Source organism: Janthinobacterium sp. YR213 (assembly GCF_900099875.1).
Classification (GTDB): domain Bacteria; phylum Pseudomonadota; class Gammaproteobacteria; order Burkholderiales; family Burkholderiaceae_D; genus Janthinobacterium; species Janthinobacterium lividum.
Genome location: NZ_FNDA01000006.1, coordinates 275688 through 298768, shown reverse-complemented (window position 1 = coordinate 298768; position 23081 = coordinate 275688). Strand labels below are relative to the sequence as shown.

Here is a 23081-nt window from a genome sequence, read left to right as displayed (position 1 = left end):
TTTTTGCGTTGCAAACGGTAAAAATCAGCGGGCCGGCTTCACCGGTTCGCGGTCGATCAGGACCGTGTTGACGCTGTCCGTCAGCCAGATCTGGCCATCCTGGATCGTGCATTGCAGCTGCATGCTGCGCTGCGCCAGCTTGCTCATGTCTTGCGCCGCCTCGGATGGCAAGTTGATCACGGTCAAGTTCTTCGCCCGTTCCAGTTTATTCGCGATCTGCTTCCACCAGATGTGGCTGGTTGCGCCATAGCTGTAGACGATCACCTGTTCCGAACGGCCGCAGGCCTTCAGGATGCGCTTTTCATCTGGCTGGCCCACTTCGATCCACAGCTGGATGGCGCCCGTCAAGTCTTTCTGCCACAGGTCGGGCTCTTCCGTATCGAACAGGCCCTTAGTGAAGGTCAGCGCCTCGTCGGCGTGGATGGCGAACGCCAGCAGGCGCACCATCATGCGCTCGTCCGTCTCGGACGGGTGGCGCGCCAGGGTCAGCGCGTGATCCTGGTAGTAATTGCGGTCCATGTCGGCGATCTGCAGATCGGCTTTGAAAATTGTTGCTTTGAGGGCCATCGTGTTTCTGTCTCGGTAAAGTGGATGTCAATATTGTACGGGCGAAGGTATCAGCGGAAAACCACGGTCTTGTCGCCATTTTTCAGGATGCGGTGCTCGACGAACCATTTCACGGCGCGCGCCAGCACCACGCACTCGACGTCGCGGCCGATGGCCGTCAGGGTCTCGGCATCCATCGCATGGTCGACGCGCTCGACGTCCTGCTCGATGATCGGGCCTTCATCCAGGTCGCCCGTGACGAAGTGGGCCGTCGCGCCGATCAGCTTGACGCCGCGGTGATGCGCCTGCGCATACGGCTTGGCGCCCTTGAAGCTGGGCAGGAAGGAATGGTGGATATTGATGGCGCGGCCATCGAGCGCCTGGCACAGGCCCGGCGACAGTATCTGCATGTAGCGGGCCAGCACCACCAGGTCGATCTTGTGCGTGTCCATCAAGTCGATGATCTTCGCTTCCTGCGCCAGCTTGGCCGCTTCCGGCGCGCCGGCCGCCAGCGGCAGGTGATGGAAGGGAATATTGTAGCTGGCCGCCAGCTGGTAGAACTCCATGTGGTTCGACACGATGGCGGGAATTTCCACGTTCAGCAAGCCGCTCTTGTAGCGGAACAGCAAATCGTTCAGGCAATGGCCAATCTTCGACACCATCAGCATCACGCGCGGCTTGACGCGCGCATCGTGCAACTGGCCGTGGAAGGGGCCGTTCAATTGCATGGCTTGCGACAGGTCGGCGAAGTCGCTGCGCAACTGGGCGTCGCTGACGGCGCCGTCTTCCAGCGCGAAATGCACGCGCATGAAGAACAGCTGGGATTCCTGGTCGCCGAACTGGGCGGAATCGAGGATGTTGCAGCCGCGTTCGGCCAGGAAGCCGGACACGCGGTGCACGATGCCGCGCTGGTCCAGGCAGGACAGGGTCAGGATGTATTCGGGATGCGTCATGGTCGCGGAATAAGGCAAAAAAGGTGGGCTATGCTCGGCTCAGCCACGCGCGCCGGCCATCGGCTGCGCTGCCGCGAGCCGGCTATTGTCGCACGGCCGGGCCTGTAAACCTGCATTTTCCACACAAGCAGCATGGCTGCCGGCGGCGGCAAGCTGATTCACGTTCATTTGATCTGGCGCAAAACCATCGCGTTTTTCCCCCTGCCAGGCCCCATTCTCGCGCCAAACCGCCATCTGGCGTGGAACCTGGCACACCATCCGGCGTCTATCCCTTTGCTTGTTGCACCATACGCCGCATCCGGTACACCGGGTGTTTCCTGGATCCGCTTTTCATTGAGGTAGAACATGTTCACAACCAGTATGTCCCCCAGTTTCAGCCCCGCCCTGAAGTCCCACCTGGAGGCCCAGTGCAATTTCGCCACGGAACTATCGCGCAAGATGTTCGATACGGCGCAGCAACTGAGCGAGCTGCATCTGCGGCTGGCGCAAGACTTGCTGCAGGAATGGAGCAACGCCAGCCAGCAACTGCTGTGTGCGCGCGACACGGGCGAGTTCATGTCGCTGGCTGCTGCCCAGCTGCAGCCGGGCAGCAACAAGCTGCGCCAGTACCAGCAGCAACTCGGCAACCTCGTCGCCAACGCCAATGTCGAGATGAACCGCACGGCAGAGAACCACCTGCCCGAAGCGAGCCGCACGGCCGTGGCCTTCGCTGACGAAGTGGTGCGCAAGACGGCCGAGGAAACGGAAAAAGCCACGCAGCGCCAGCGTGAAATGATCGAAAAAATGCACGCCACGGGCCACCGCGATGGCGCCGGCCACAGGCAATCCGATCAGCCGCATTGAAGACTTGAGTTAAACACGTGAGTTGAACACTGGACCCCACTCGATAGCAAGGAGAGCGACATGGCTAACAATCAAGGTAATGAACAGGGCAAAGGCGCTGGCAGCAGCCAGAAAGCCAGCGAATCGGGCAGCGCCAAAGGCACGAGCAAACGCGGCTTTGCCGCCATGAACGAGGAGCAGCAACGCGAAATCGCCAGCAAGGGCGGCCAGGCAGCCCATCAAAAGGGCACGGCGCATGAATTCGACTCGGAAGAAGCACGCCGGGCCGGGCAGAAAGGCGGCGAAGCCGTCAGCCGCAACCGCGAACACATGGCGGAAATAGGCCGCAAGGGCGGCGAAAGCCGGCAATCGGCCCAGCGCGCCAATGAAAACCGCGGCGGCACGGCGGCGCGCAGCGGCAACACTGGCCGGCAGGGTGGCAAGGAAGAAGACGACAAGGGCTGATCCGGGCTGACCGGGATTACCCGGACAGCGCGGCTTGACGAAGGCACGGGACGGTCCCGGCGGCCCCGCGCAAGGGCTGGCGCAACGCGGGGCGCGGCGGTATGGTACATTCTCGCCTTACCGACATCTCCGCGCCCCGCCCCGCCCTTCCCCGCATGCAGCCATCCCTGAAATACCTGAGCGCCTATTCCGAACAAACGCAAGCGCAAGTGCAGCAACTGATCGCGCAAGACAAGCTGGGCGACGTCCTGTTGAAACGCTATCCGAACGCGCACGATGTGCGCAACGACAAGGCGTTATACCAGTATGTGCAGGACTTGAAAAATGAATTCCTGCGCAATGCCGAACCCATCAACAAGGTGGCGTTCGACAGCAAGATCCATGTGATCCAGCATGCGCTGGGTTTGCATACCTCGATCTCGCGCGTGCAGGGCGGCAAGCTCAAGGCCAAGCATGAAATCCGCGTGGCCACCATGTTCAAGGAAGTGCCGCTGGAATTCCTGCGCATGATCGCCGTGCACGAACTGGCGCATGTGAAAGAAAAGCAGCATGACAAGGCGTTCTACAAGCTGTGCACGTATATGGAACCGCAATACCACCAGTATGAATTCGACGTGCGCCTGTACCTGACCCAGCTTGACCTGTCAGGCCAGCGCCTGTGGTCATGAAGTCAGGGTCATGAAGTCCACGTAACAATGCCGCCCGGCATCCACTGGGCGGCATTGTTTACGTATGCGCCGGCATGGCCGGCACCATGTTCAGGCTCAGGCGGCGTTCTTGCGGCGAAGCATGAAGCCCAGCAGGCCCAGTCCGCCCAGCAGCATGCCGTAGGTGGCCGGTTCCGGCACGGCGCTGACAGTGGCGGAGATATTGTCAACCTGGAAGGTGTGCAAGGCGCCTTCCTTCCACGATGCCGACAGCAGATTGCTGAAACCCGTAAACGTGTAATCGGCAAAGGTGTGGCCGCCGCCAAGGCTGAAGGTCTGGGTCACCGTGCCGCCGCCCATTTGGTGGCCGACAAAGGTCACATCGAAGGAACCAGGCAAGCTCACGAAGTCGGCCAGGCTGATCGAGCTCAGCGAGAAAGCGGCGCCATCGGCGCGCGACAAGGTCGTTGTCGACAGGGCTGTCGCACCCAGGCCGGCCGAGCCGGCATAGGCGAAGCTATCCTGATGTGCCGAGCTCAACAGGCCCAGGAAGCTGCTGTCAAAGTTATAGCCGCCTTCGGAGTAGGAATTGAATACGGAACCAAAGTAGCCGGGATGTTCGAGCGAATCGAAGCCGATCGTCGTCGTCTGCGCCTGAGCACCGCCAGCGGCTGCAAGAATGGCGGCGACAGCGGTCGCGCGCAAGAGGGTCATAGGTTTCAAAATAGCATCCTTTCGAGATGATGAAGTAGCGTGGCTGTGGCAACTTGAAATGGCTCGGCACCGTTTTTTAGGAGTCTTGTCGCGCTCACGGGTGTCCGATAGTCCTAACTTTTGAACAGGACAAGTAGACCACAACCATAATTAAAAAGCATCTTCATTTTCAAAATAACATGCATAGAGAGAAATATTATGGACATATATTTATCAATTGAATCATTGAGCGCGATCAATTTTCCCGTGTGGAAATAAAAAAAGCCATGCACTGCGCAGTGCATGGCTCCCTGTCAATTTCTATGAGGAAAGATTACGGCGCGCACTCCTTCAGGCGCTGTACCAGCGCGGCAGGATCGGCGTCGGCATTCAGGAACGCCGCGTGCTGCGGGCGGATAAAGCCCTGTTCCTTGCCGTTTTGCACGAAAGCGATCAAGCCATCATAGAAACGGTCGACATTGAGCAAGCCGATGGGTTTGGCGTGCAAGCCCAGCTGGGCCCACGTGAGCATCTCGAACAGCTCTTCCAGGGTGCCATAGCCGCCGGGCATGGCAATGAAGGCGTCAGACAGGCTGGCCATCATCGCCTTGCGCTCATGCATGTCCTTCACGATGAACTGGCGCGTCAAGCCCGTGTGGCCCACTTCGCGCTCGACCAGCTGGGTGGGAATCACGCCCGTCACTTCGCCGCCCAGGCGCAGCACTTCATCGGCGATCACGCCCATCAGGCCCACCTTGCCACCGCCATATACGAGCGAGATATTTTCCGCCACCAGCACGCGCGCCAGTTCGCGCGCCGCCACGGCATAGTCCGGCGAGACGCCCGCATTGGCGCCACAGTACACACATAAAGCCTTGATCACAGTAATCCCTACCCTTTCAATTCATCGATCGCCGCCTCGACCTCGAGGCGTTCCTTGGCGTCCAGTGCCTCGCACTCGGCCGCCTTTTCATACAGTGCCAGCGCTTCCGCCAGCTTTTTCTTTCCGTCGAGCATATTCAAGGCGCGCGCATATTCGCTGTGCGCCAGCGCCGAATACGGCGTCAGGGCCAGTGCCGTCTTGAAGTGCTGATAACCGTCTTCCTTGTTGGCGCCGTAGGTCAGGCTGCCTATCATGGCGCCGACCTTGTCGATAATTTCCGTATGATAAATCCCAAACGCGATATGCGCTTCCGCATGCATGGGCGCCACCGTCATCGTGCGGTCCAGGCTGTTGCGCACGCGCGCGCCCATGCCCTGCGCCAGGGCCTTGACGACGGACGTGCCCAGCGCATAACGGCCCAGGCTGTAGGCATGCCAGTAGTAGCCGGCCGGATTGTCCGGCTGCTCGCTCTGCTGGCGCTCGCAGCGCTCCGCGACTTCTTCGTACATGTCGAGTTTCCGGCTGTCGTCCACTTCCAGGTGCGTGGCATAGATGCAGGTCGCCTTGTGCGCCACCGCATAGCCGGGCACGCCGACGGCCAGGCCCAGCTTCACGGCGCGCTCGAAGTCGCCCGCATGGAAGGCCAGCCAGGCTTGCACCAGCGCAGAGTGCGTGGGAAAGGGTTCCACGTCACCCGCATGCAGGCGCGCCCAGGCCGCTTCCAGGGTTTGCGGCGTGTAGACATATGCCTCGTCCGGATAGGGGAATTGTTTCCAAGCCATATATCTCTCCTGTAAATAGCGACGTGGCGCCAGCAGCCGCGTCAGTCGTTCTTGAGTTTCGTCACATACTCTTCCGACAGTTTGCGAAACAGCAAATGCGTTTCATTGCGCAGATACGGGCCGATCAGGGACAGCACCTGGTAGCAGCCGCGCGCCAGCGCATCGGACATCGATTGCTGCTCGCTGTACTTGCGCGGATTGCGCACATACTCGTACGACAGCCAGTAGGTGGCGACAACCACCATATTCGTCGCCATCGCAGCAATTTCCATGTCCGACGCTTCCAGCGACTGTTCGCTGCGCAAGTCTTCGCACAGCTGCGTGGCCACCTTGATCTTGTGCGCCAGGATCAGCTTGAAGTGCAATTCCAGTTTGCGGTTGCGCGACAGCAAATCATTGAGGTCGCGATAGAAAAAGCGGTAGCGCCAGATCAGTTCGAACATCAGGTGCAAATACAGCCAGACATCCTCGATATTCGAGCGGCGACCGTCGGGCACGGTCAGGATGCGTTCGATTTCCGCCTCGAACTGGACGAAGATCGAATTGACGATGTCGTCCTTGTTACGGAAGTGGTAATACAGGTTGCCGGGCGAAATGTTCATCTCTTCCGCAATCACGGTCGTCGTGATATTCGGCTCACCAAACTCATTGAACAGGCGCAGCGACAACTCCAGGATGCGTTCGCGGGTACGGCGTGGTGCTTTTTGTAGCATGGCGGGCAATCTCTCTGTGTTCTGCCTCAAGCATACCACCTAAAATAGCCATAATGAAACACTCCGCCCCTGGCCGCCGGCGAAAAACCCAGGCAAAAAAAAGCCTGCGCGAGCAGGCTGGAGGAATGCGGCGTCAGCTCAGGCGGCCGGCGCTTTTTTCTTCGCCGCCGGTCTCGCCGCCGGTTTGCTCAGCGGCTTGCTCACCGGTTTGGCTGCGGCGCGCGGCGTAGCCCTGGCTGCCGGCTTGGCCGGGGCCTTGGCGACGGCCGCTTTCGGTGCGGTTTTTGGCGCGGTTTTCGGTGCGGCTTTCGGCGCCGCCTTCACGGCGGGCTTGGCCGCAGCCTTCGGCCTGGGCGCCGGCGCGGCCTTGGCCGACAGCGCCGCCACTTGCCGGCTCAAGGCATCGATCTGCGCGTGCAGCGCGGCGAGGTCCTGTTGCGTGGGCACGCCGATGGTGGCCAGGGCGCGCGCGACGCGCTCTTCAAACACCTGTTCCAGCTTGTCCCAGGAGCCGCTGGCCTGCTTGCCCACGCCATCGGCCAGCTTGCTGACACTGTCGCTGACACCGGCCACCTTGTCTTCGGCGCGCTTCTGGAATTCCGTGCCTTCCTTTACCAGCTTGGAAAACACGCGCCCGCCCTCTTCCTGCGCCTTGGCAAAGGCACCGAGGCCCGCTTGCCAGATCTGCTGCGCGGACGAGCGCACGGCGCTTGCCAATTCCTTGTCTTCCGTCGGTTCCTTCAATTTCTTCACCATCGCCAGCTCCCGTCATGTGAAAGGCCATGCCACTTCATGGATGCATTTTATTCTAGTGAGCAAAACTAGAGACGGGGGTCTAATTCGATAGAAAACGGCTGCTCAAGGTGCGCCAGCGCACGCGGCGGCCAGAACCTAGGCCGCCGCCTTCACCTGGCCATGCAGCAGCTTGTGCAGGCGGAAGCCTTCGCGGATATTCTCGCGCAGCACGGCGCCTTTCCACGGCTTGGTATAGAAGCGGTCGACGGCGCCGCGGTTGATGGCCGCCATGATGGGCGTCAGGTCGGCAAAGGCCGACAGCATGATGCGGAAGGTGTCGGGACACAGGTGCTTGACCCGCTCCATGAATTCGGTGCCGCTCATGAGCGGCATGCACTGGTCGCACAGGATCACCTGCACCTTGTGGCGCGCCAGGATGTCGAAGCCTTCGGCGGCCGTCTGCGCCGTGAGGATGCGGTAGCCGTCCTGCGCCAGGAAGTCGCTGAGCACGTCGAGCATGAAGACATCGTCGTCGACGATCAGCAAGGTTTGCTGCTCTTCGCCACCGGCATCCTGCGGCGCCTGCAACAGCTTGCCGCCCATCAGCATCTGTTCGAATTCCTCGTGCGGCACGGGACGGCTGAAGTAATAACCCTGCATCTCGTCGCAGCCGTGGCGCCGCAAATAGGCCAGCTGCGCATCGTTTTCCACGCCTTCGGCGATCACTTCCAGCTTCATGCTGTGCGCCATGCTGATAATGGCCAGCACGATGGCCGCGTCGTCCGGATTGCTGGTCACTTCGCGCACGAAGGCGATATCGATCTTCAGCTTGTCGATGGGGAAGCGCTTCAGGTAGGCCAGGCTGGAATAGCCGGTGCCGAAATCGTCGATGGAAATCTGGATGCCCAGCGCCTTCAGGTTGCGCAGCACGGCGATGGTTTCCTCGGCATTCGACATGAGCGAGCTTTCCGTCAGCTCCAGCTCCAGCAGCTCGGGCGCGATATCGTATTTGCGGATCGCCTTGAGCACCTCCTCTTCCAGGCCGCCGACGAAAAACTGGATGCCCGACACGTTGACCGACAGGTGCACGGGCCCGATGCTGCTGGCGCCCCATTCGCTGATCTTCCTGCACGCTTCGTCGAGCACCCAGTTACCGACGCGCACGATCAGCCCCGTTTCTTCCAGCAGGGGGATGAACAGGGCTGGCGAGACCATGCCGTGGCCGGGGCGGCGCCAGCGTATCAGCGCCTCGGCGCCGCTGATGCGTCCCGAGATGATATTCACCTTGGGCTGGAAGAACAGCACGAATTCCTCGTTGTCGATGGCGCGCCGCAGGGCGTTTTCCATGTCCAGCCGCGCCATCGACTGCGCATTCATTTCCGCCGTGAAGAAGCGGAAGGCGTCGCGGCCCGCTTCCTTGGCGCGGTACATGGCCGTGTCGGCATATTGAATCAGCGTGTCCGCATCGATGCCATCGTCGGGGTACACGGATATGCCGATGCTGACCGTCACCGTCACCTCGTGGCCCTGCAAGTCGAAGGGCTTGCGCATCGCCTCGCGGATCTTGTCGACCACGCCCACGGCATGCTGGGCGCCATCGGGCAGTACCAGGATGGTGGCAAATTCATCGCCGCCAAAGCGGCCGATGGTATCGCGCACGCGCAGGCAATCGACGAGCCGGCTGGAAAACTGGCGCAGCAGATCGTCGCCGATGGTGTGGCCCAGGGTGTCGTTGATATTCTTGAAGCGGTCGATATCCATGAACAGCACGGCCACGGCCCACTGGTGCTCGGACGCCTGGGTCAGCGAATGGGTCAGCGAGGCGTAGAACTGGCTGCGGTTCGGCAAGCCCGTCAAGGTATCGAAATGCGCCAGCTTCATCAGGCGGTGCTCGGCATCCTTGCGCTCGGTGATGTCGCGCGCCACGGCCACCAGGATCCAGCTCTGCCCCGAGCGCAGGGTACGCCGCTGCACTTCCACCGACAGCGGCGAACCGTCCTTGCGCTGCAGCTGCAATTCCGTCATCGGGCCGCCCTGGTCGCCGGCCAGCAGCTTGTTGTACAGCTCTTCCAGCTGGGATTCGCCCTCGTGCGCGCGGCCCGGCCCCACGCGCAGGAAATCCTCACGCTCGAAACCGAGCATGCGGCAAGCCGTCTGGTTGACGTCGACGAAGCACATGCCGGCACGGTCGACGAGGAAAATCGCGTCGGCCGTGGCATCCATCGCCAGGCGGAAGCGGCGCAAGTCTTCATCGAGGCGGATGCGCGCCGCCATGTCCAGGGTCAGCTGCTCATGGTGGCGCTTGATTTCGTCGTACAGCAGCAGGTTATCGTAGGCGACGGCGATCTGCGCCGCCACCGTGGCGGCGACGCGCTCGTCGACTTCGGAAAATTCATTCGCGCCCAGCTTGTCGACCAGGTACAGCCAGCCGTGGCTGCGCTCGCGCGAGGCGATGGCCACGCCCAGAAAGGAATGCACGGGCGGGTGCGTGTCGGGCAGGCCCAGCGCGCCAGGATCGCCCTTCAAGCCGTTGACCCGGTAGGGCTGGCGCTGTTCCAGCAAGCGGTTCAGGATGCCCGTGCGCGGTGTGCTGGCGATGCGCTCGAGGTTTTTCTCGGCGCCGCACGAGGAAAAATAGCTGAGCTTTTCCGCGCCCTCTTCCAGCATGCCGATGCAGGCGTACTTGGAGACGCAGATATTCTGCGCCACCTTGCAGCCCGCCTCGATCAGGGCGCGCGGATCGCGTTCGGCGCCCAGCTCGATGCCCAGTTCGATCAGGGCCGTGAGGCGCAGGCTGACGGCCTGCAGGCTCGACAGCGAGCGCGACAGGCGCTCCGTCATGACGCCCAGGTCTTCGGGGATGACGGCCTGGCCCTCGCGCTGGCTGGCCAGCTGCGAAATCTGCAGGCTGCTCGATTCGAGTTCGTCGAGGTAGCCGCTGACCTGGTGCTCGATGCCGGCCAGCTTGCCCGTGGCGGGAGGCGCCGCGGCACCGCTGACCTCCGGCGCAGCCGGCACCTGGGCCGCCGCCGGCATCAGTCCCAGCGCCTCGTTCACCGTGCGCACGATGACTTCGGGGTCGGACGGTTTGGGCAGCACCCAGCGCACGCCGCACGCCTGCGCCAGCAAGATCGCTTCCTGTTCGCGGTAGGTGGCCGTATAGAAAATGATGGGCACGTCGGTCAGCACGGGATCGGCATGCACGCGCGTGACGAATTCGTAGCCGTCCATGTTCGGCATGAGGATGTCGGAAATGATCAGGTCCGGCCGCTCGGTGCGCAGGATTTCCAGCGCGTCGGCGCCATTCGCCGCTTCCAGCAGGCGGTGGCCGCCGTAACCGAGCAAAGCGGTCAGGAATTCGCGGTTCAGCACATGATCATCGACGATCAGGATGGTGGCTATGTCGTTTTTAACTGGCGTCGACGGCGCCCCGGGTAAAAAAGATTCCAGCTCCGCGACGAACAAGTCGGGCTCGATCGGCTTGCCGATGTAGCCATTGAAACCCGCTTCGAGCAGACGTTCGCGGTCGCCCACCATGGCCAGCGCCGTCACGGCCAGGGCCGGGATATTGCGCAGCTGCGGATCTTTCTTCAGCTCGGCCACCACGCCATAGCCATCGAGCTTGGGCAAATGCACGTCGCAAATGATCAAGTCCGGCAATTCGCTGCGCGCCATGCGCACGCCCTCTTCGCCGTCATAGGCGGCCAGCGGCGTGTACCCGAAGGCACGCAGCAAATACACCATCAATTCCATATTGGTGGCGTTATCTTCAATAATCAGGATACGTGCGGACAATTAGCGCCCCCAATAAAAACTGCATGGACTCATTTTCTGCCTGCGTTCAACTTTTCGCATGCGCGGGCTACATAACAATCCTACAATATCTTGCCATAGATCCTGAGAAAAATCTGGCCGCCGGACGTCTGCAGAACGGCGCAAGCGGCCTCAGGAACAATTTTTCCCGCTGCCCTTCTGACCTTAGCTTAATACAGTACGCCAGCGGAAAACAGCATTATCTGCCCATGGCGTTGTTAAACAGGGGCAACAGCAGAGTCAAAACAGACAGTCTTGCCATGCAGACAAAACACAACAGGACTCAGGAAAAATGCGGGCAAGACGGAGGCTGGGCGGCTTCGTACTTGATAGTGATTTCCGCTAACAGCTGACGCAGCACGCGCGCATCGCTGGCCAGCGCCACGTGGCCGATGCCGCCGAAGGCCAGATTGCGCGCGCCGGGCAACTGCGCGGACGACTGCGGCGCGACGATATTGTCGTGGTGCGAGTACATCGAGGTGATCAGGGCGCGCGTTGCCGGCGTTTCGCTGGCAGCCAGCTGCGCCAGCCAGGCGTCCGGCGCGCCATGGATACGCCTCATCTGCCGGGCATTCGCGCCTGCCGCCAGGTTGGCCAGCGCCGTGCCGTGGTGCGGCGTGCCGATGGTGATGATGCGGGCGACACGCCGCGCGCCATGCCGGCGCAGCCAGGCGCGCGCCACCAGGCCGCCCATGCTGTGGGCGACGAGAATCACGCGGTCGCTGCCCGTGCGGGCGCGCAGCGCCTCGATGGCCTGCTCCACCTGCGGTACGCAATCCTCGATGTCGGCGACGATGGGTTCCAGGTCGACAGCGTCATGCGCGACGCCGGCCCGCGCCAGCAGCCGGCTCAGTTGCGCCCAGTAGCCGCGGTTGCACACATAGCCGTGGATCAGCAGCACCGGCAAGCCCCGGGAAGCCGTGGCGGCGTCCAGCGCATGCAGGCGCGGACGCAGCATGCCCCAGGACGAGGCCCACAGGGTGGCACGCAGTTCGCCCAAGAACAGCCGCGCGGCACCCCGCACACCCAATTGATATTCCTGTGGCACGGGGCTACCCAGCCGCCGGCTCTGCCAAAAATTGCGCGCCACGACCAGTGCGCGCACGGCCAGCAGCATGGCCAGCGCCAGCAACACGGCCTGCACCGGCGAAGCCACGCCCCACGCCTGCATGGCCAGGTACGCCAACCCCAGCACGGCCAGCACTTGCAGCAGCATCAGCCACTTGAGTATGCGTGCGATCATGCTGACGCTGGAACGGGCACGGGCGCCGGTTTGCCCGTCAGCTCCCGCGCCAGGCCGCTGGCCAGGCGCGCGGCCAGCGCATACAGCGTCAATTGCGGATTGGCGCCTATCGACGTGGGCAGCAGCGAGCCGTCGTGCACGGACAGGTTGCGCAGGCCGTGGTAGCGGCCATCGGCACCCGTCACGCCCAGGCGCGCATCGTCCGACATGGCGCAGCCGCCCATCACGTGGGCCGACACCACCCGCGCCAGCAGCACCTTCATCGGCAAATCGCCGATGGCCTGCTTCGCCTGCGCCCAGCTGGTGTAATGGCTGGCCATTTCATGCACGGGATAGACACTTTTCGCGCCGGCGGCGAACTGGATTTCCGCCATCGACAGCAGCGCGCGCCGCACGCCATCCCACATAAAAGGCGTGAGCGGATAGTCGAGCACGGGTGCGCCGAAGCTGTCGATCGATACCGTGCCGCCCGCCGAATCATGGTGAAAGCCGTCGCGCAGCAGGGCCAGCAAGCCATGCGCATGGGGAAATTCGCGCATGGTGCGCGCGTGTTCATCGCCGAAGCCGCCCATGGTGGTGGCCATCAGCAGCGGATGCAGCGGCGGCGCTTCGAGCTTGTAGCCGATGGGACCATCGATGGGCGCCGCGTGCAGGAAATGGTCGGAATAAATCGTCTGCGGCGCGCCCGCATAGGCGTCGACGCGCTGCGGGAACAGGCCCGCCGAGATCACCGTCGGATGCAGGAAGGTGCGCCGCCCCAGCAAGCCATGCGGATCCGGCGCCTGCGAGCGCAACAGCAGCGCCGGCGAATTGATGGCGCCGCCGGCCAGTACAAAGTGTCTGGCGCGCAAGGTGAGGCGCACGCCCGTGGGCGCCTGCCCGGCGGCGTCGAGCGCCGTCACCTGCAGGCTGTCGATGCGCTCGCCCTTGAAGCTGAAACGCTCGGCGCGCGCATGCACGAGCAGGCCCGCGCCCAGCGCCAGCGCCGACGGGATCGTCGTCACCAGCATCGACTGCTTGGCGTTGGTCGGGCAGCCCATGCCGCAGTAGCCGAGGTTCCAGCAGCCGTTCACGTTGCGCCGGATGGCGGCCGTGGGAATGCCCAGCGCCGTGGCGCCACGGCGCAACAAGTCGTTGTTTTCATTGGGCGGCGCGGCCCAGTCGCTCACGTGCAGGCGCTTTTCCATCATGGCGAACCACGGCGCCATGGCATCGACGGAATAGCCGGACAAGCCAAAATGCTTGCGCCAGTATTCGAGGGTGCCGGGCGGTGTGCGGAAGCTCGAGGTCCAGTTGACGGTGGTCGAACCGCCCACGGTGCGCCCCTGCAGGATATTGATCGCCTTGTCGCGCGTCTTGCGCGCGGCCGATTCCTGGTACAGCGCGGGATAGGCGTCCGCTTCGCGCATCTTGAAGTCTTGCGAGGACTTCAAGCCGCCCTCTTCGACGATCAGCACTTTGAGGCCGGCCAGCGCAAGGATTTCCGCCGTCACGCCGCCGCCGGCGCCGCTGCCGATGATGACCACGTCGGCTTCCAGCGTACGGTCGGCGGCCACGGTGCTGGCGTCGGTGACGTTCCAGCCGCTGGCCACGCCGATGGCGATGGGGTCAAGAATGGGAGATGTGCTCATGGATGCCTTATGCGCTCAGTTCGGGCAGCGGCCCCGGATAGCCGATGGCGGCCCAGTGGGCGGCATCGGCATACCAGGCGCCGAGGATCAGATCGTGCAGGGCCAGGTAGGCCGTCTGCAAGGTGGCCAGGCGGTGCGTGCGCCACGACTGCAGAAAGGCGGCCACCTGGGCGGGATCGGCTTCGCGCCAGCCGCCATGCACGCCGGCGACGAAGCGCCGCGCGGGCGCCAGCGCCAGCAGGCCAAACAGGTCCTGCACTTCCTGCTGCGCCGCCAGGGGCAAGCCGCGGATAGCCGTGTCCACGCCGGCGATGGCGCCATCGAGCGCCGCGGCCCGCGCGGGGGCTTCCCGCGGCAGCGCGCTGCCCAGCATGGCCGGCACGATGGCCACCAGCGCCGCGCGCGCCGCGCCATCGAGCACGAAGCGGCCAGGCGGCGCCGGCCCGCGCACCAAGCGATAGGCCGCCCCTCCGGCGGCCAGCGCGCAGGCGCCGAGCACGCCCAGTTTCAGAAACGATCTGCGTTGCATACCCCTATCCCCTTGTTTTATACCGCCTTTTGCAGGCCAGTGTACGCCAAAGGCAGTGGGCGTTTGAACGCAAAAACTAGAGCGGAGAGTCTAGTTTTTGCGCCTGAAACCACAGCAGCAGCATTGCCAGCAGCGCCGCCAGCGCGCCGCCGATGGCAATGCTGGGCAAGCCGAAGGCGACGATCAGCGCACCTCCCAGCGCGCCGCCAAAGGCCGTGCCCGCATTGAAGGCGGCGATATTCAGGCCCGCCGCCACGGCGTCGCTGCCCGGGCAATGCCGTTGCGCCAGGCGTAGCAGCCGCATGGTAGACAGGGTGACGAGGGCAAAGAACAGCAAGCCCAAAGTGCCGCACAGGGCCAGCATGGCCACGGGCTGGGCGCGCAGCAGATAAAACCCCAGCAGATTGAGCGCCAGCGCGGCCAGGGCCAGCACGGTGGAGCGCAGCGCGTGGGGGCGGTCGGCGCACCAGCCGCCCAGCAGGTTGCCGCCGATGGCGCACGCGCCAAAACACAGCATGGCGGCGCCCAGCCAGCCCGCATCGAGCCCGCCCAGCTGCAGCAGGAAAGGCGAGACATACGTGAAAAAGCTGAAGGTAGCCACGCTGACCAGCGCCGCCACGCCCGCCGCCAGCAGCAGCGGCGGCTGCAGGATGGCGCGCAGGCTGGCCAGCGCCGATACGGCGGCGGCCTGCTGGCGCGCTGCCGGCATGGCGAAGCGCAGGCCGGCGCCGCCGCACAGGGCCAGCACGCCGATGGCCGCGAAAACCCAGCGCCACGACGAGACGGCGCCCAGCCACGTCCCCAGCGGCACGCCGCCGGCCAGCGCCAGGGTCAGGCCCAGCCAGACGATGGACAGCGCCCGTCCCGCGCGGGACGGGTCGACCAGGCTGGTGGCCGCATGCGACGCCACCGCCATGAAGACGCCATGCGCGAGGCCGACGGCAAAGCGCACCCCCAGCAGCGCGCCCAGCGCTGGCGCGGCCGCCATGGCCACGCTGCCGGCCGCCAGCACGAGCATGGTGGCCACCAGCACCTGGCGCACGGGCCGGCGCGCCAGCATGGCCGTCAGGATGGGCGCGCCGATGGCCGCCCCCAGCGCGTACGCGGCGATGGCGCCGCCGGCCGCCGCCACGCTGGCGTGCAAGTCGCGCGCCATGGGGGTCAACAGGCCGGCGGCGATGAATTCGCACAAGCCGAAGGCAAAGCTGCACAGGGAGAGCAGGTAAATGGAGAGTGGCAGCGTGGCGGACGGCAGCACTGTGCGCGAGGACATGGTGGACATGGCAGTTCCTGACAATCAAAACGCTATGCTGGCCTCTCGTTCACCATCTGTAAAATATCTTATTTATCTTGAAACGAGACTTTGAAAGTCTCAATAGGCGGAAAAGTGCCGCAGCTGCGCCAGCAGTCGCTCGCGCACGGGAGACATGCGCTGCGGATCCCACGCCATGTACAGGTCAAGCTGGCGCAACGGTTCGGGCGCATCGCTGTGGAGCGGCAGCATGACGACGCCGGCAGGCCGGGACGCCGCCAGGCTGGCCGGCAGCAGAGCCACGCCGAAGCCGGCAGCCACCAGCCCCAGCACCGTTTGCAAACGGCGCGCCTGCTGCGCCACGCGCGGCACGAAGCCCGCGTGCAGGCACAGGCTGGCCAGCTGGTCGTGGAAACCCTGGCCCAGGTCGCGCGGCGAAGCGACGAAATCGTCGCCGGCCAGGTCCGCCAGATCCACGCGCGCCTGGCCCGCGCAGCGGTGGTTCGACGGCAGCGCGATCACGATGTCTTCGCCGGACAGGCGCTCGAAGCGCAAGCCCGGCGTGCTGCGTCCCGGCGCGCGCAGCAGGGCGATATCGACCTCGCCTTTTTCCAGCCACTCGACCTGCTGCTGCGTCGACGCTTCGCGCAAGGTGAACTGCACGGCGGGCGAAGCGGCGCGAAACGCGCGCAAGGCATTCAATACGTGGGCATACGGCGTGATGTGGATAAAGCTCAGGCGCAAGTGGCCCTTGATGCCCTGCGCCACGCGGCGCGTGGCCGCCACGCCCTCTTCCAGGCTGGCCAGCACCTGGCGCGCCGTGGCCAGGAAAGCCATGCCGGCCGGCGTCAGGCTGACCTTGCGGTTCGTGCGCTCGAATACGGGATAGCCGAGCGCTTCTTCCAGCCGCAGGATGGCCTGCGACAACGGCGGCTGCGCCATGTGCAGCCGTTCAGCCGCGCGGCGGAAATTGAGTTCCTCGGCGACGGCGATGAACTGGCGCAGCAGCCGGGTCTCTATCATGGGCCTTTTTTCGCCACCGCCAGGATATGCCGCGCGATGCCGCGCAGGATATTGACTTCTTCCGTTTCCAGCCCCGTGCGCGAAAACAGGCGTTTCAGCCTTGGCATGAGTTTTTTCGGGTTGTCCGCGTCGAGAAAATCGATGGCCACCAGCGCCTGTTCCAGATGCGCGTACATGCCGTCGACCTGCGCCAGGCTGGCCGCGTCGCCATGGAAACCGACGGGACTGGCGATCTGCCCGTCGCCGAGGGCCGCCACGCGGCATTCATAGGCGACGACCTGCGCCGCCTGCGACAGGTTCAGCGAGGAATACTCGGGGTTGGCGGGGATGTTGATCAGCACATTGCACTGCTCGACGATCTCGTTGGGCAAGCCGAAGCGCTCGTTGCCGAAGATGACGGCCGCGTGCAAGTCTTCGCTGGCCGCCAGCTGGGCCGCGATGGCGCGCGGGGCCGTGACGGGCGGAGAAAATTCGCGCAGGCGGGCTGAGACGGCCGCCGCGTAATTGCAGCCTTCGAGCGCCTCGGCGATGGAGCCGACGATGCGCGCGCCGGACAGGATATCCTGCGCGCCGCTGGCGAAGGCCACCGCTTCCGCGTCCGTCAAGGCATCGGGAAAGCGGGGATTGACCAGCACCAGATCGGAAAAACCCATCGTTTTCATGGCCCGCGCGACGGCGCCAATGTTGCCAGAGCGACTAGTTTCGACAAGAATAAATCGCAGGCGTTTGAAAAGAGACGTGTTGATTTCGGGCAGATTCATTTAAAATAGCGCTATTGCGCGGTATCGATACAGGAAATTTCGGGAAACGGAGTCACAAAACGCTGACTCCAGGCCGGGATTTTAACCACTTCGGCACCGCTCCGCTCTTTAATTCATTCTTGCACTCTATCGTACCGGCGCCGAAAGGCGACGCTGGGCGGTCGCGTGCTTTTAACGGAAGCTCACATGCACCCAATGCTCAACACGGCGATCAAAGCCGCCCGCCGCGGCGCCGCCGTCATCAATCGCGCCTCTTTTGACCTCGACCGCGTCGTCGTCACGGAAAAACAACATAACGATTTCGTCACTGACGTCGACCAGGCGGCCGAACAAGCCATCATCGAGGTGCTGTCCAAAGCCTACCCGGACCACGCGTTCCTGGCTGAGGAATCGGGAGCTTCCGCCAACTCGCACGACGAGAATGAATATCAGTGGATCATCGACCCGATCGATGGCACCACCAACTTTATCCACGGCTTCCCCCAATACTGCATCTCGATCGCCCTCGCGCATCGCGGCGTCGTCACGCAAGCCGTCATCTACGACCCGGTACGCAACGACCTGTTTACGGCCACCAAGGGCGCCGGCGCCTACCTGAACGAAAAACGCATCCGCGTCACCAAGCTGGACCGCATCTCGAACGCCCTGCTGGGCACCGGCTACGTGGCCGGCAGCGCCCGCGCGCTGGACGAATACCTGAAGATGTACGCGATCATGGGCGAACGCAGCCAGGGCGTACGCCGCGCCGGCTCGGCCGCGCTGGACCTGGCCTACGTCGCTTGCGGCCGCCTGGACGGCTTCTACGAAAAAGGCTTGAAGCCTTGGGATATCGCCGCCGGCGCCCTGATGATCACGGAATCGGGCGGCATCGTCGGTGAATTTTCCGGCGAATCGGACTACCTGTACAAGGGCGACGTCATCGCCGCCAGCCCGAAGATCTTTGGCCAGATGATCACCCTCTTGACGCCATTCGCCTGATTGCCAGGCGCGGTCTGACGTAAAAAAGCTGCCGGAGGCGACTCCGGCAGCTTTTTTTTGCCCCGGCCAGCCCTCAGCTGCCCCGCATGGCCGGCAGCAGCACGCGGTAAATCTGCAGGAACGCCGGCCCCATCAGCACGACCATCAGCGAGGGGAAGATGAAAAAGATCAGCGGGAACAACAGCTTGAGGGCGATCCTTGCCGCCGTTTCCTCGGCGCGCTGGCGCCGCTTGGTGCGCAGCTGGTCGGACTGCACGCGCAGCGACGCGGCGATGCTCGTGCCGAAGCGCTCGGCCTGGATCAGCAGGGTCACCAGCGCGTCCACATCCTCCACTCCCGTGCGCAGGGCCAGGTTGCGCAAGGCCTTGTCCTTGGCGCTGCCGGCGCGCAGCTCCAGCGTCACCAGTTGCAGCTCTTCGGCCAGGACGGCGCTTTTCAGGCCGATTTCCTGCGCCACGCGCGCCAGTGCCGCATCCATCGCCAGCCCCGCTTCGACACACACCGTCATCAGGTCCAATGCATCGGGAAAGGTCTCGAACACTTCGCGCTGACGCTGTTTCAGGCAGTGCGACAGCCAGACATTCGGCAGGTAGTAACCGAGGGTGGCCGCCGCGACCAGCCACAACAGCATATTGTGTCCGCCCTGGCGCAGCAGAAAATACGCCAGCAGCGGCAAGCCCACGAACAAGCCTGTCTTGGCCGCGTAAAACAGCGCGGGCGCGGCCTGGCTGCGCCAGCCGGCATGGACGAAGCGGCTGCGGATGGGCGAACTTTCCCAGCCTTCGTCCGGCAGCGACAGCCTGGCCAGCGGACGCGTCAGGCTGACGGCGTGCACCAGCCAGCGCCGCCTGGCATGGCGCCCGCCATCGCCGCCGGCGCCGGCATCGCCCAGCGCCTGCAGCCGCTCCTGCACCGCACTGCCAGTGAGCAGGCGCAACACCAGCAAGGCCAGCGCGAAGACAATCAGGAACAGCAGGCCCAGCAAAGCCAGCTGCGCCGCACTCATCGTGTTCATCGTATCTTTTCTTTCATCTTATACCCGGATATTGATAATTTTTCTGATGCAGATCACGCCCAGCATCAGCAAGCCCAGCGATACGCCGACCATCTTGCGCCCGCCCCCATCCGTGTACAGCACGGCAATAAACTGCGGATTCATCAAATGCATCATCAGCGCCGCGCCGAACGGCAGCAAGCCCAGGACCCAGGCCGACATGCGCCCTTCGGCCGACAGCACGCGCACCTGGCCCAGCAATTTCAGGCGGTCGCGGATGATGGCGCTGATGCTGCTCAGCAATTCAGTCAGGTTGCCGCCCGTTTCGCGCTGGATCAGCACGGCGATGACGAAATAGCGCAAGTCCGTGCTGGGCACGCGCGCGGCCAGGTTGCCCAGCGCATCGGCCATCGCGACGCCGAAACTGACTTCGTCGAACACGGCGCGGAACTCGTCGGCCAGCGGTCCCGTCATTTCCTCGCCCACCATTTTCAGCGCGGTGGGAAAGGCGTGGCCGGCGCGCATGGCGCGGCTCATCAGGTCGAGCGCGTCCGGCAGTTGCTGCTCGATGAGCACCAGCCGCTTGCTCCTGGCGCGGCGCACCAGCAGATACGGCAGCGCGGCGCCGCCCACGCCCAGCCCCAGGCGTACATACCATGGCAGGGGCAGCGCGCCGGACAGCAGCAGGCCGGCCGTCCCGCCAAGTGCGCAATAGCCGAGGAAGCCGGCCACCAGCCAGCGCATGCCCGCCTGCAGCAGCAGCCGATCGAGGCGCCGCGCGCCGGGCAAGCCTTCCAGCACGCCGTGCAGCAAGGAATGGGCGCTCAGCGGGCGCTGCTTGGTGATCGACAGCGCCTGTTCGCCATCGCTGGCCGTGTACATGCCCTGCAGGCGCCGCGCCACCCGCGCCGCGCCCGCCCCCCGCGCCGCTTGCCACGCCAGCCAGGCGCCAGCCACCAGCAGCAGCACGGCCAGGAAAAGGAACAGATAGACAAGGTAGGAAAGCATGGCCGGTCAGCGCCCCGCCGCAGTGGGTTCGAACAGGGCGGCAGACACGCCGATGCCAAAGCTGTTCAGGCGATCGAGGAAGCGCGGGCGGATGCCGCTGGCCGAGAAATGCCCGACCACCGCGCCGCCCTCGGCCACGCCCGTCTGCCGGAAACTGAAGATTTCCTGCATCGTGATGACCTCCCCTTCCATGCCCGTGATTTCCTGGATCGACGTGACCTTGCGCTTGCCGTCGATCAGGCGCGACACTTGCACCACCACCGACACGGCCGAGCTGATCTGCTGCCGGATGGCCTTGCTGGGCAGGTTGGCGGCCGCCATGCTGATCATATTTTCCAGCCGCGTGATGGCGTCGCGCGGCGTATTGGCGTGGATGGTGGCCATCGAGCCTTCATGGCCCGTGTTCATCGCGCCCAGCATGTCGAGCGCCTCGGCGCCGCGCACCTCGCCCAGGATGATGCGGTCCGGGCGCATGCGCAGCGCGTTGCGCACCAGCGCCCGCTGCGTCACTTCGCCCTTGCCTTCGATATTCGCGGGCCGCGTTTCCAGCCGTACCACGTGCGGCTGCTGCAATTGCAGCTCGGCCGCGTCTTCCACCGTGACGATGCGCTCCGTCTGGCCGATAAAGCCGGAAATCACGTTGAGCATGGTGGTCTTGCCGCTGCCCGTGCCGCCGGAAATGAGGATATTCATCTTCGCCTTGCCCAGGCCCTGCAGCACTTCGGCCATCTCGGCCGTCATGCTGTGGTAGGCGACCAGGTCGGCCAGGCGCAGCGGGTCGACGGAGAAGCGCCGGATCGACATCACGGGGCCGTCGATGGCCAGCGGCGGGATGATGGCGTTGACGCGCGACCCGTCGGGCAGGCGCGCATCGACCATGGGGCTCGATTCGTCGATGCGCCGTCCCACGCGCGAGACGATCTTGTCGATGATCTTCATCAGGTGGGCGTCATCGTCGAAGCTGACGTCGGTCAGCTCCAGGCGGCCGCCGCGCTCCACATACACCTGCTTGTGGCCGTTGACCAGGATGTCCGACACGCTGGCATCCGAGAGCAGCGTTTCGAGCGGCCCGAAGCCCAGCATCTCGTGCTGGATGTCGCGCGTCAGGCTACGGCGCTCGGCGTCGTTGATGACCACCGCCTCTTCCTCCAGCAAGCGCTCGACCAGGCCGCGCAATTCTTCGCGGATGCGCTCCTGCGACAGGCGCTGCATGCTTTCCAGGTCGACCCGTTCGAGCAGCAGCCCATGGATGCGCAGCTTGAGGTCGCGGTAGCCGTGGTTGTCGATGACGGCCATGCGTTGCGGCGCGAGCGCGGCGATCTTGGCGCTGCCGAGCCGTTCGCGGATGGACAAGGCGGCGATGGGGGAACTAGCCATGAAATGCTCCTGTTCTGGGATGGGGATCAGCGCGTGGATCAGGCGCGCCGCAGGACGCGGCCGAACCAGCCCTGGCGCGCCGTGCTGGCCGCGCCGCCGGCCAGGCTTGCGGCGAACTCCTGCAGCGAGCGGGTGATCGGGCTGGCCTTGTCGAGCTGCAGGATAGGCACGCCCTGGTTGACCGAGGCGGCCGCCGAGGCGTAGTGATTCGGCACCGTGCGGTAGACCGCCGTGCCGTACGCCGCTTCCAGGTCGCGCAGGCGGATTTCGCCGCCCTTGTCGTGGCGGTTGACGATGATGTGCACCTTCTCCTTCGCGTATTCGAGCGAGCGGAACATGCCCAGCAGGCGCTTGCCATCGCGGATGTACGGCAAGGTCGCCTGCAGGACGGGAAAGATCATGTCGGCGTGGTCCAGCGCGCGCACGCTGACGGCGTCGAGGTTGCGGCCCACGTCGAGCACGATGAAATCGTACTGGCGCCTGGCTTGCCGGATGATGGCGTCGATGTGCTCGGGCGCCACTTCGCTGGCGTGAGCCGGATCCTCGGGCGCGGCCAGCACGCTGTAGTTGGGCGTGATGTGCAGCATGCTCGATGCCAGGAACGAGGCGTCGAGCCGGTGGATGTCGCGCGTGACGTCGGACAGCGTGGCCAGCGGCTTGTTCTCGGACACGAAGAGCGAGGCGTCGCCAAAATGCAGGTTCATGTCGATCAGGGCAACGCGCTGCTGGCCGCCGGCGGCCAGCGCATAACCGAGGTTGCTGGCGATGAAGGTGGCGCCGCTGCCCCCCTTGCAGGAGATGAAGGCCAGCACCTTGCCGTTGCCATGCTCGCGCCGCTCCAGCTTTTCCTCGATGCGTTCGAGCGCCGCATACAGGCTGGCCGGCGCGGCGGGAAACGGCAGCACGTCGCGCACGCCTGCACGCATGGCCTGCAGCAGAAATTCAGGCGCCTGCTGGTGGCACAGCACGATGAAGGCCATGCGCGGATGCTGGTTGCTGAGGCGCTCGATGGCGGCCAGGTCTGCGCCGTCGTTCGACGGGCGGTCGAAGATCAGTACGTCGGGCAGCGATTGCGCCGCCTGCAGCGGTTCCAGCGTTTCGCCGCCCGCGTTGATCTCGTCGAGCCGGTTGCGGCTGCGCAGCAGCAGGCCCAGTTCGGACAGCGTTTTTTGATCAGTGGAATGGATGGCGATTTTCACGATATGCCTTGCTGGTTCTGTGGTGGCGATGCCA

General features: G+C 64.2%; 22 protein-coding genes. 4 read left to right on the top strand and 18 right to left on the bottom strand.

The genetic code is table 11. The annotated features are described in order from the left end of the window. Positions 1 to 24: 24 nt before the first annotated feature. A complete protein-coding gene (locus BLT98_RS25120; protein ID WP_034786185.1) occupies positions 25 to 567 on the bottom strand; it encodes a YaeQ family protein in 543 nt (180 codons plus the stop codon). A gap of 50 nt (positions 568 to 617) precedes the next feature. Next, positions 618 to 1499 (bottom strand): formyltetrahydrofolate deformylase, encoded by an 882-nt coding sequence (gene purU / locus BLT98_RS25115; RefSeq protein WP_034786194.1) that lies wholly within the window; start codon positions 1497 to 1499, stop codon positions 618 to 620. A gap of 345 nt (positions 1500 to 1844) precedes the next feature. On the opposite strand from purU, the gene BLT98_RS25110 reads away from it, so the two are divergent. The 3 genes from BLT98_RS25110 (at position 1845) to BLT98_RS25100 (ending at position 3454) form a co-directional block, all read left to right on the top strand. Further along, positions 1845 to 2342 carry a phasin family protein gene (locus BLT98_RS25110; protein ID WP_092612585.1) on the top strand — a complete coding sequence of 166 codons (498 nt, stop codon included), beginning with the start codon at positions 1845 to 1847 and terminating at the stop codon, positions 2340 to 2342. 60 nt (positions 2343 to 2402) lie between these two features. Beyond that, positions 2403 to 2786: a KGG domain-containing protein gene (locus BLT98_RS25105; RefSeq protein WP_070254975.1), complete on the top strand. Its 384-nt coding sequence runs from the start codon at positions 2403 to 2405 to the stop codon at positions 2784 to 2786. A gap of 155 nt (positions 2787 to 2941) precedes the next feature. Continuing rightward, the gene (locus tag BLT98_RS25100; RefSeq protein WP_034758768.1) at positions 2942 to 3454 is read left to right on the top strand and encodes a YgjP-like metallopeptidase domain-containing protein; all 513 of its coding nucleotides are present in this window, start codon (positions 2942 to 2944) and stop codon (positions 3452 to 3454) included. Positions 3455 to 3550: 96 nt separating this feature from the next. On the opposite strand, the gene BLT98_RS29615 is transcribed toward BLT98_RS25100, so the two are convergent. The 12 genes from BLT98_RS29615 to BLT98_RS25040 all read right to left on the bottom strand — a co-directional run bounded on the left by BLT98_RS29615 (position 3551) and on the right by BLT98_RS25040 (position 17491). Beyond that, complete coding sequence (locus BLT98_RS29615) at positions 3551 to 4147, bottom strand: PEP-CTERM sorting domain-containing protein (RefSeq protein WP_244517701.1); 597 nt, start codon at positions 4145 to 4147, stop codon at positions 3551 to 3553. 313 nt (positions 4148 to 4460) lie between these two features. Next, positions 4461 to 5006, bottom strand: a complete 546-nt coding sequence (locus BLT98_RS25090; RefSeq protein ID WP_034786386.1) for an LOG family protein — start codon at positions 5004 to 5006, stop codon at positions 4461 to 4463. An 11-nt stretch (positions 5007 to 5017) separates the two neighbouring features. Beyond that, on the bottom strand, positions 5018 to 5791 hold the full coding sequence (locus BLT98_RS25085; RefSeq protein ID WP_034786202.1) for a tetratricopeptide repeat protein: 774 nt from the start codon (positions 5789 to 5791) through the stop codon (positions 5018 to 5020). Between the two features lie 41 nt (positions 5792 to 5832). Then, positions 5833 to 6504: a TetR/AcrR family transcriptional regulator gene (locus tag BLT98_RS25080; protein ID WP_034786204.1), complete on the bottom strand. Its 672-nt coding sequence runs from the start codon at positions 6502 to 6504 to the stop codon at positions 5833 to 5835. Positions 6505 to 6642: 138 nt separating this feature from the next. Then, positions 6643 to 7260 carry a phasin family protein gene (locus tag BLT98_RS25075; protein ID WP_092612579.1) on the bottom strand — a complete coding sequence of 206 codons (618 nt, stop codon included), beginning with the start codon at positions 7258 to 7260 and terminating at the stop codon, positions 6643 to 6645. A gap of 135 nt (positions 7261 to 7395) precedes the next feature. Beyond that, positions 7396 to 11034, bottom strand: coding sequence for an EAL domain-containing protein (locus BLT98_RS25070; protein WP_092612576.1), 3639 nt, complete (start codon positions 11032 to 11034; stop codon positions 7396 to 7398). 301 nt (positions 11035 to 11335) lie between these two features. Beyond that, complete coding sequence (locus tag BLT98_RS25065; protein WP_092612573.1) at positions 11336 to 12295, bottom strand: esterase/lipase family protein; 960 nt, start codon at positions 12293 to 12295, stop codon at positions 11336 to 11338. Then, entirely contained in the window at positions 12292 to 13926 is a 1635-nt protein-coding gene (locus BLT98_RS25060) for a GMC family oxidoreductase (RefSeq protein ID WP_092612570.1), read from the bottom strand. Before BLT98_RS25060 ends, BLT98_RS25065 begins: the two co-directional genes overlap by 4 nt. 7 nt (positions 13927 to 13933) lie before the next feature. Then, positions 13934 to 14455, bottom strand: a complete 522-nt coding sequence (locus tag BLT98_RS25055) for a hypothetical protein (RefSeq protein ID WP_092612567.1) — start codon at positions 14453 to 14455, stop codon at positions 13934 to 13936. A 76-nt stretch (positions 14456 to 14531) separates the two neighbouring features. Continuing rightward, positions 14532 to 15737, bottom strand: a complete 1206-nt coding sequence (locus BLT98_RS25050) for an MFS transporter (protein WP_244517689.1) — start codon at positions 15735 to 15737, stop codon at positions 14532 to 14534. A 90-nt stretch (positions 15738 to 15827) separates the two neighbouring features. Continuing rightward, positions 15828 to 16730, bottom strand: coding sequence for a LysR substrate-binding domain-containing protein (locus BLT98_RS25045; protein WP_092612564.1), 903 nt, complete (start codon positions 16728 to 16730; stop codon positions 15828 to 15830). Further along, positions 16727 to 17491, bottom strand: coding sequence for an RNA methyltransferase (locus BLT98_RS25040; RefSeq protein WP_070254993.1), 765 nt, complete (start codon positions 17489 to 17491; stop codon positions 16727 to 16729). The genes BLT98_RS25045 and BLT98_RS25040 overlap by 4 nt, the downstream gene beginning before the upstream one ends. Positions 17492 to 17686: 195 nt before the next feature. Here BLT98_RS25040 and BLT98_RS25035 point away from each other — a divergent pair, with 195 nt between their 5' ends. Next, entirely contained in the window at positions 17687 to 18469 is a 783-nt protein-coding gene (locus tag BLT98_RS25035; protein WP_035826389.1) for an inositol monophosphatase family protein, read from the top strand. A gap of 73 nt (positions 18470 to 18542) precedes the next feature. Here the strand turns inward: BLT98_RS25035 and BLT98_RS25030 are convergent, their stop codons facing one another. The 4 genes from BLT98_RS25030 to BLT98_RS25015 form a co-directional block, all read right to left on the bottom strand. After that, positions 18543 to 19484 carry a type II secretion system F family protein gene (locus BLT98_RS25030; protein WP_244517687.1) on the bottom strand — a complete coding sequence of 314 codons (942 nt, stop codon included), beginning with the start codon at positions 19482 to 19484 and terminating at the stop codon, positions 18543 to 18545. An 18-nt stretch (positions 19485 to 19502) separates the two neighbouring features. Continuing rightward, entirely contained in the window at positions 19503 to 20471 is a 969-nt protein-coding gene (locus BLT98_RS25025; RefSeq protein ID WP_092612561.1) for a type II secretion system F family protein, read from the bottom strand. Positions 20472 to 20477: 6 nt separating this feature from the next. Beyond that, complete coding sequence (locus BLT98_RS25020; protein WP_244517699.1) at positions 20478 to 21767, bottom strand: TadA family conjugal transfer-associated ATPase; 1290 nt, start codon at positions 21765 to 21767, stop codon at positions 20478 to 20480. A gap of 119 nt (positions 21768 to 21886) precedes the next feature. Beyond that, positions 21887 to 23047: a CpaE/TadZ family protein gene (locus BLT98_RS25015; RefSeq protein WP_092612555.1), complete on the bottom strand. Its 1161-nt coding sequence runs from the start codon at positions 23045 to 23047 to the stop codon at positions 21887 to 21889. Positions 23048 to 23081 lie beyond the last annotated feature (34 nt).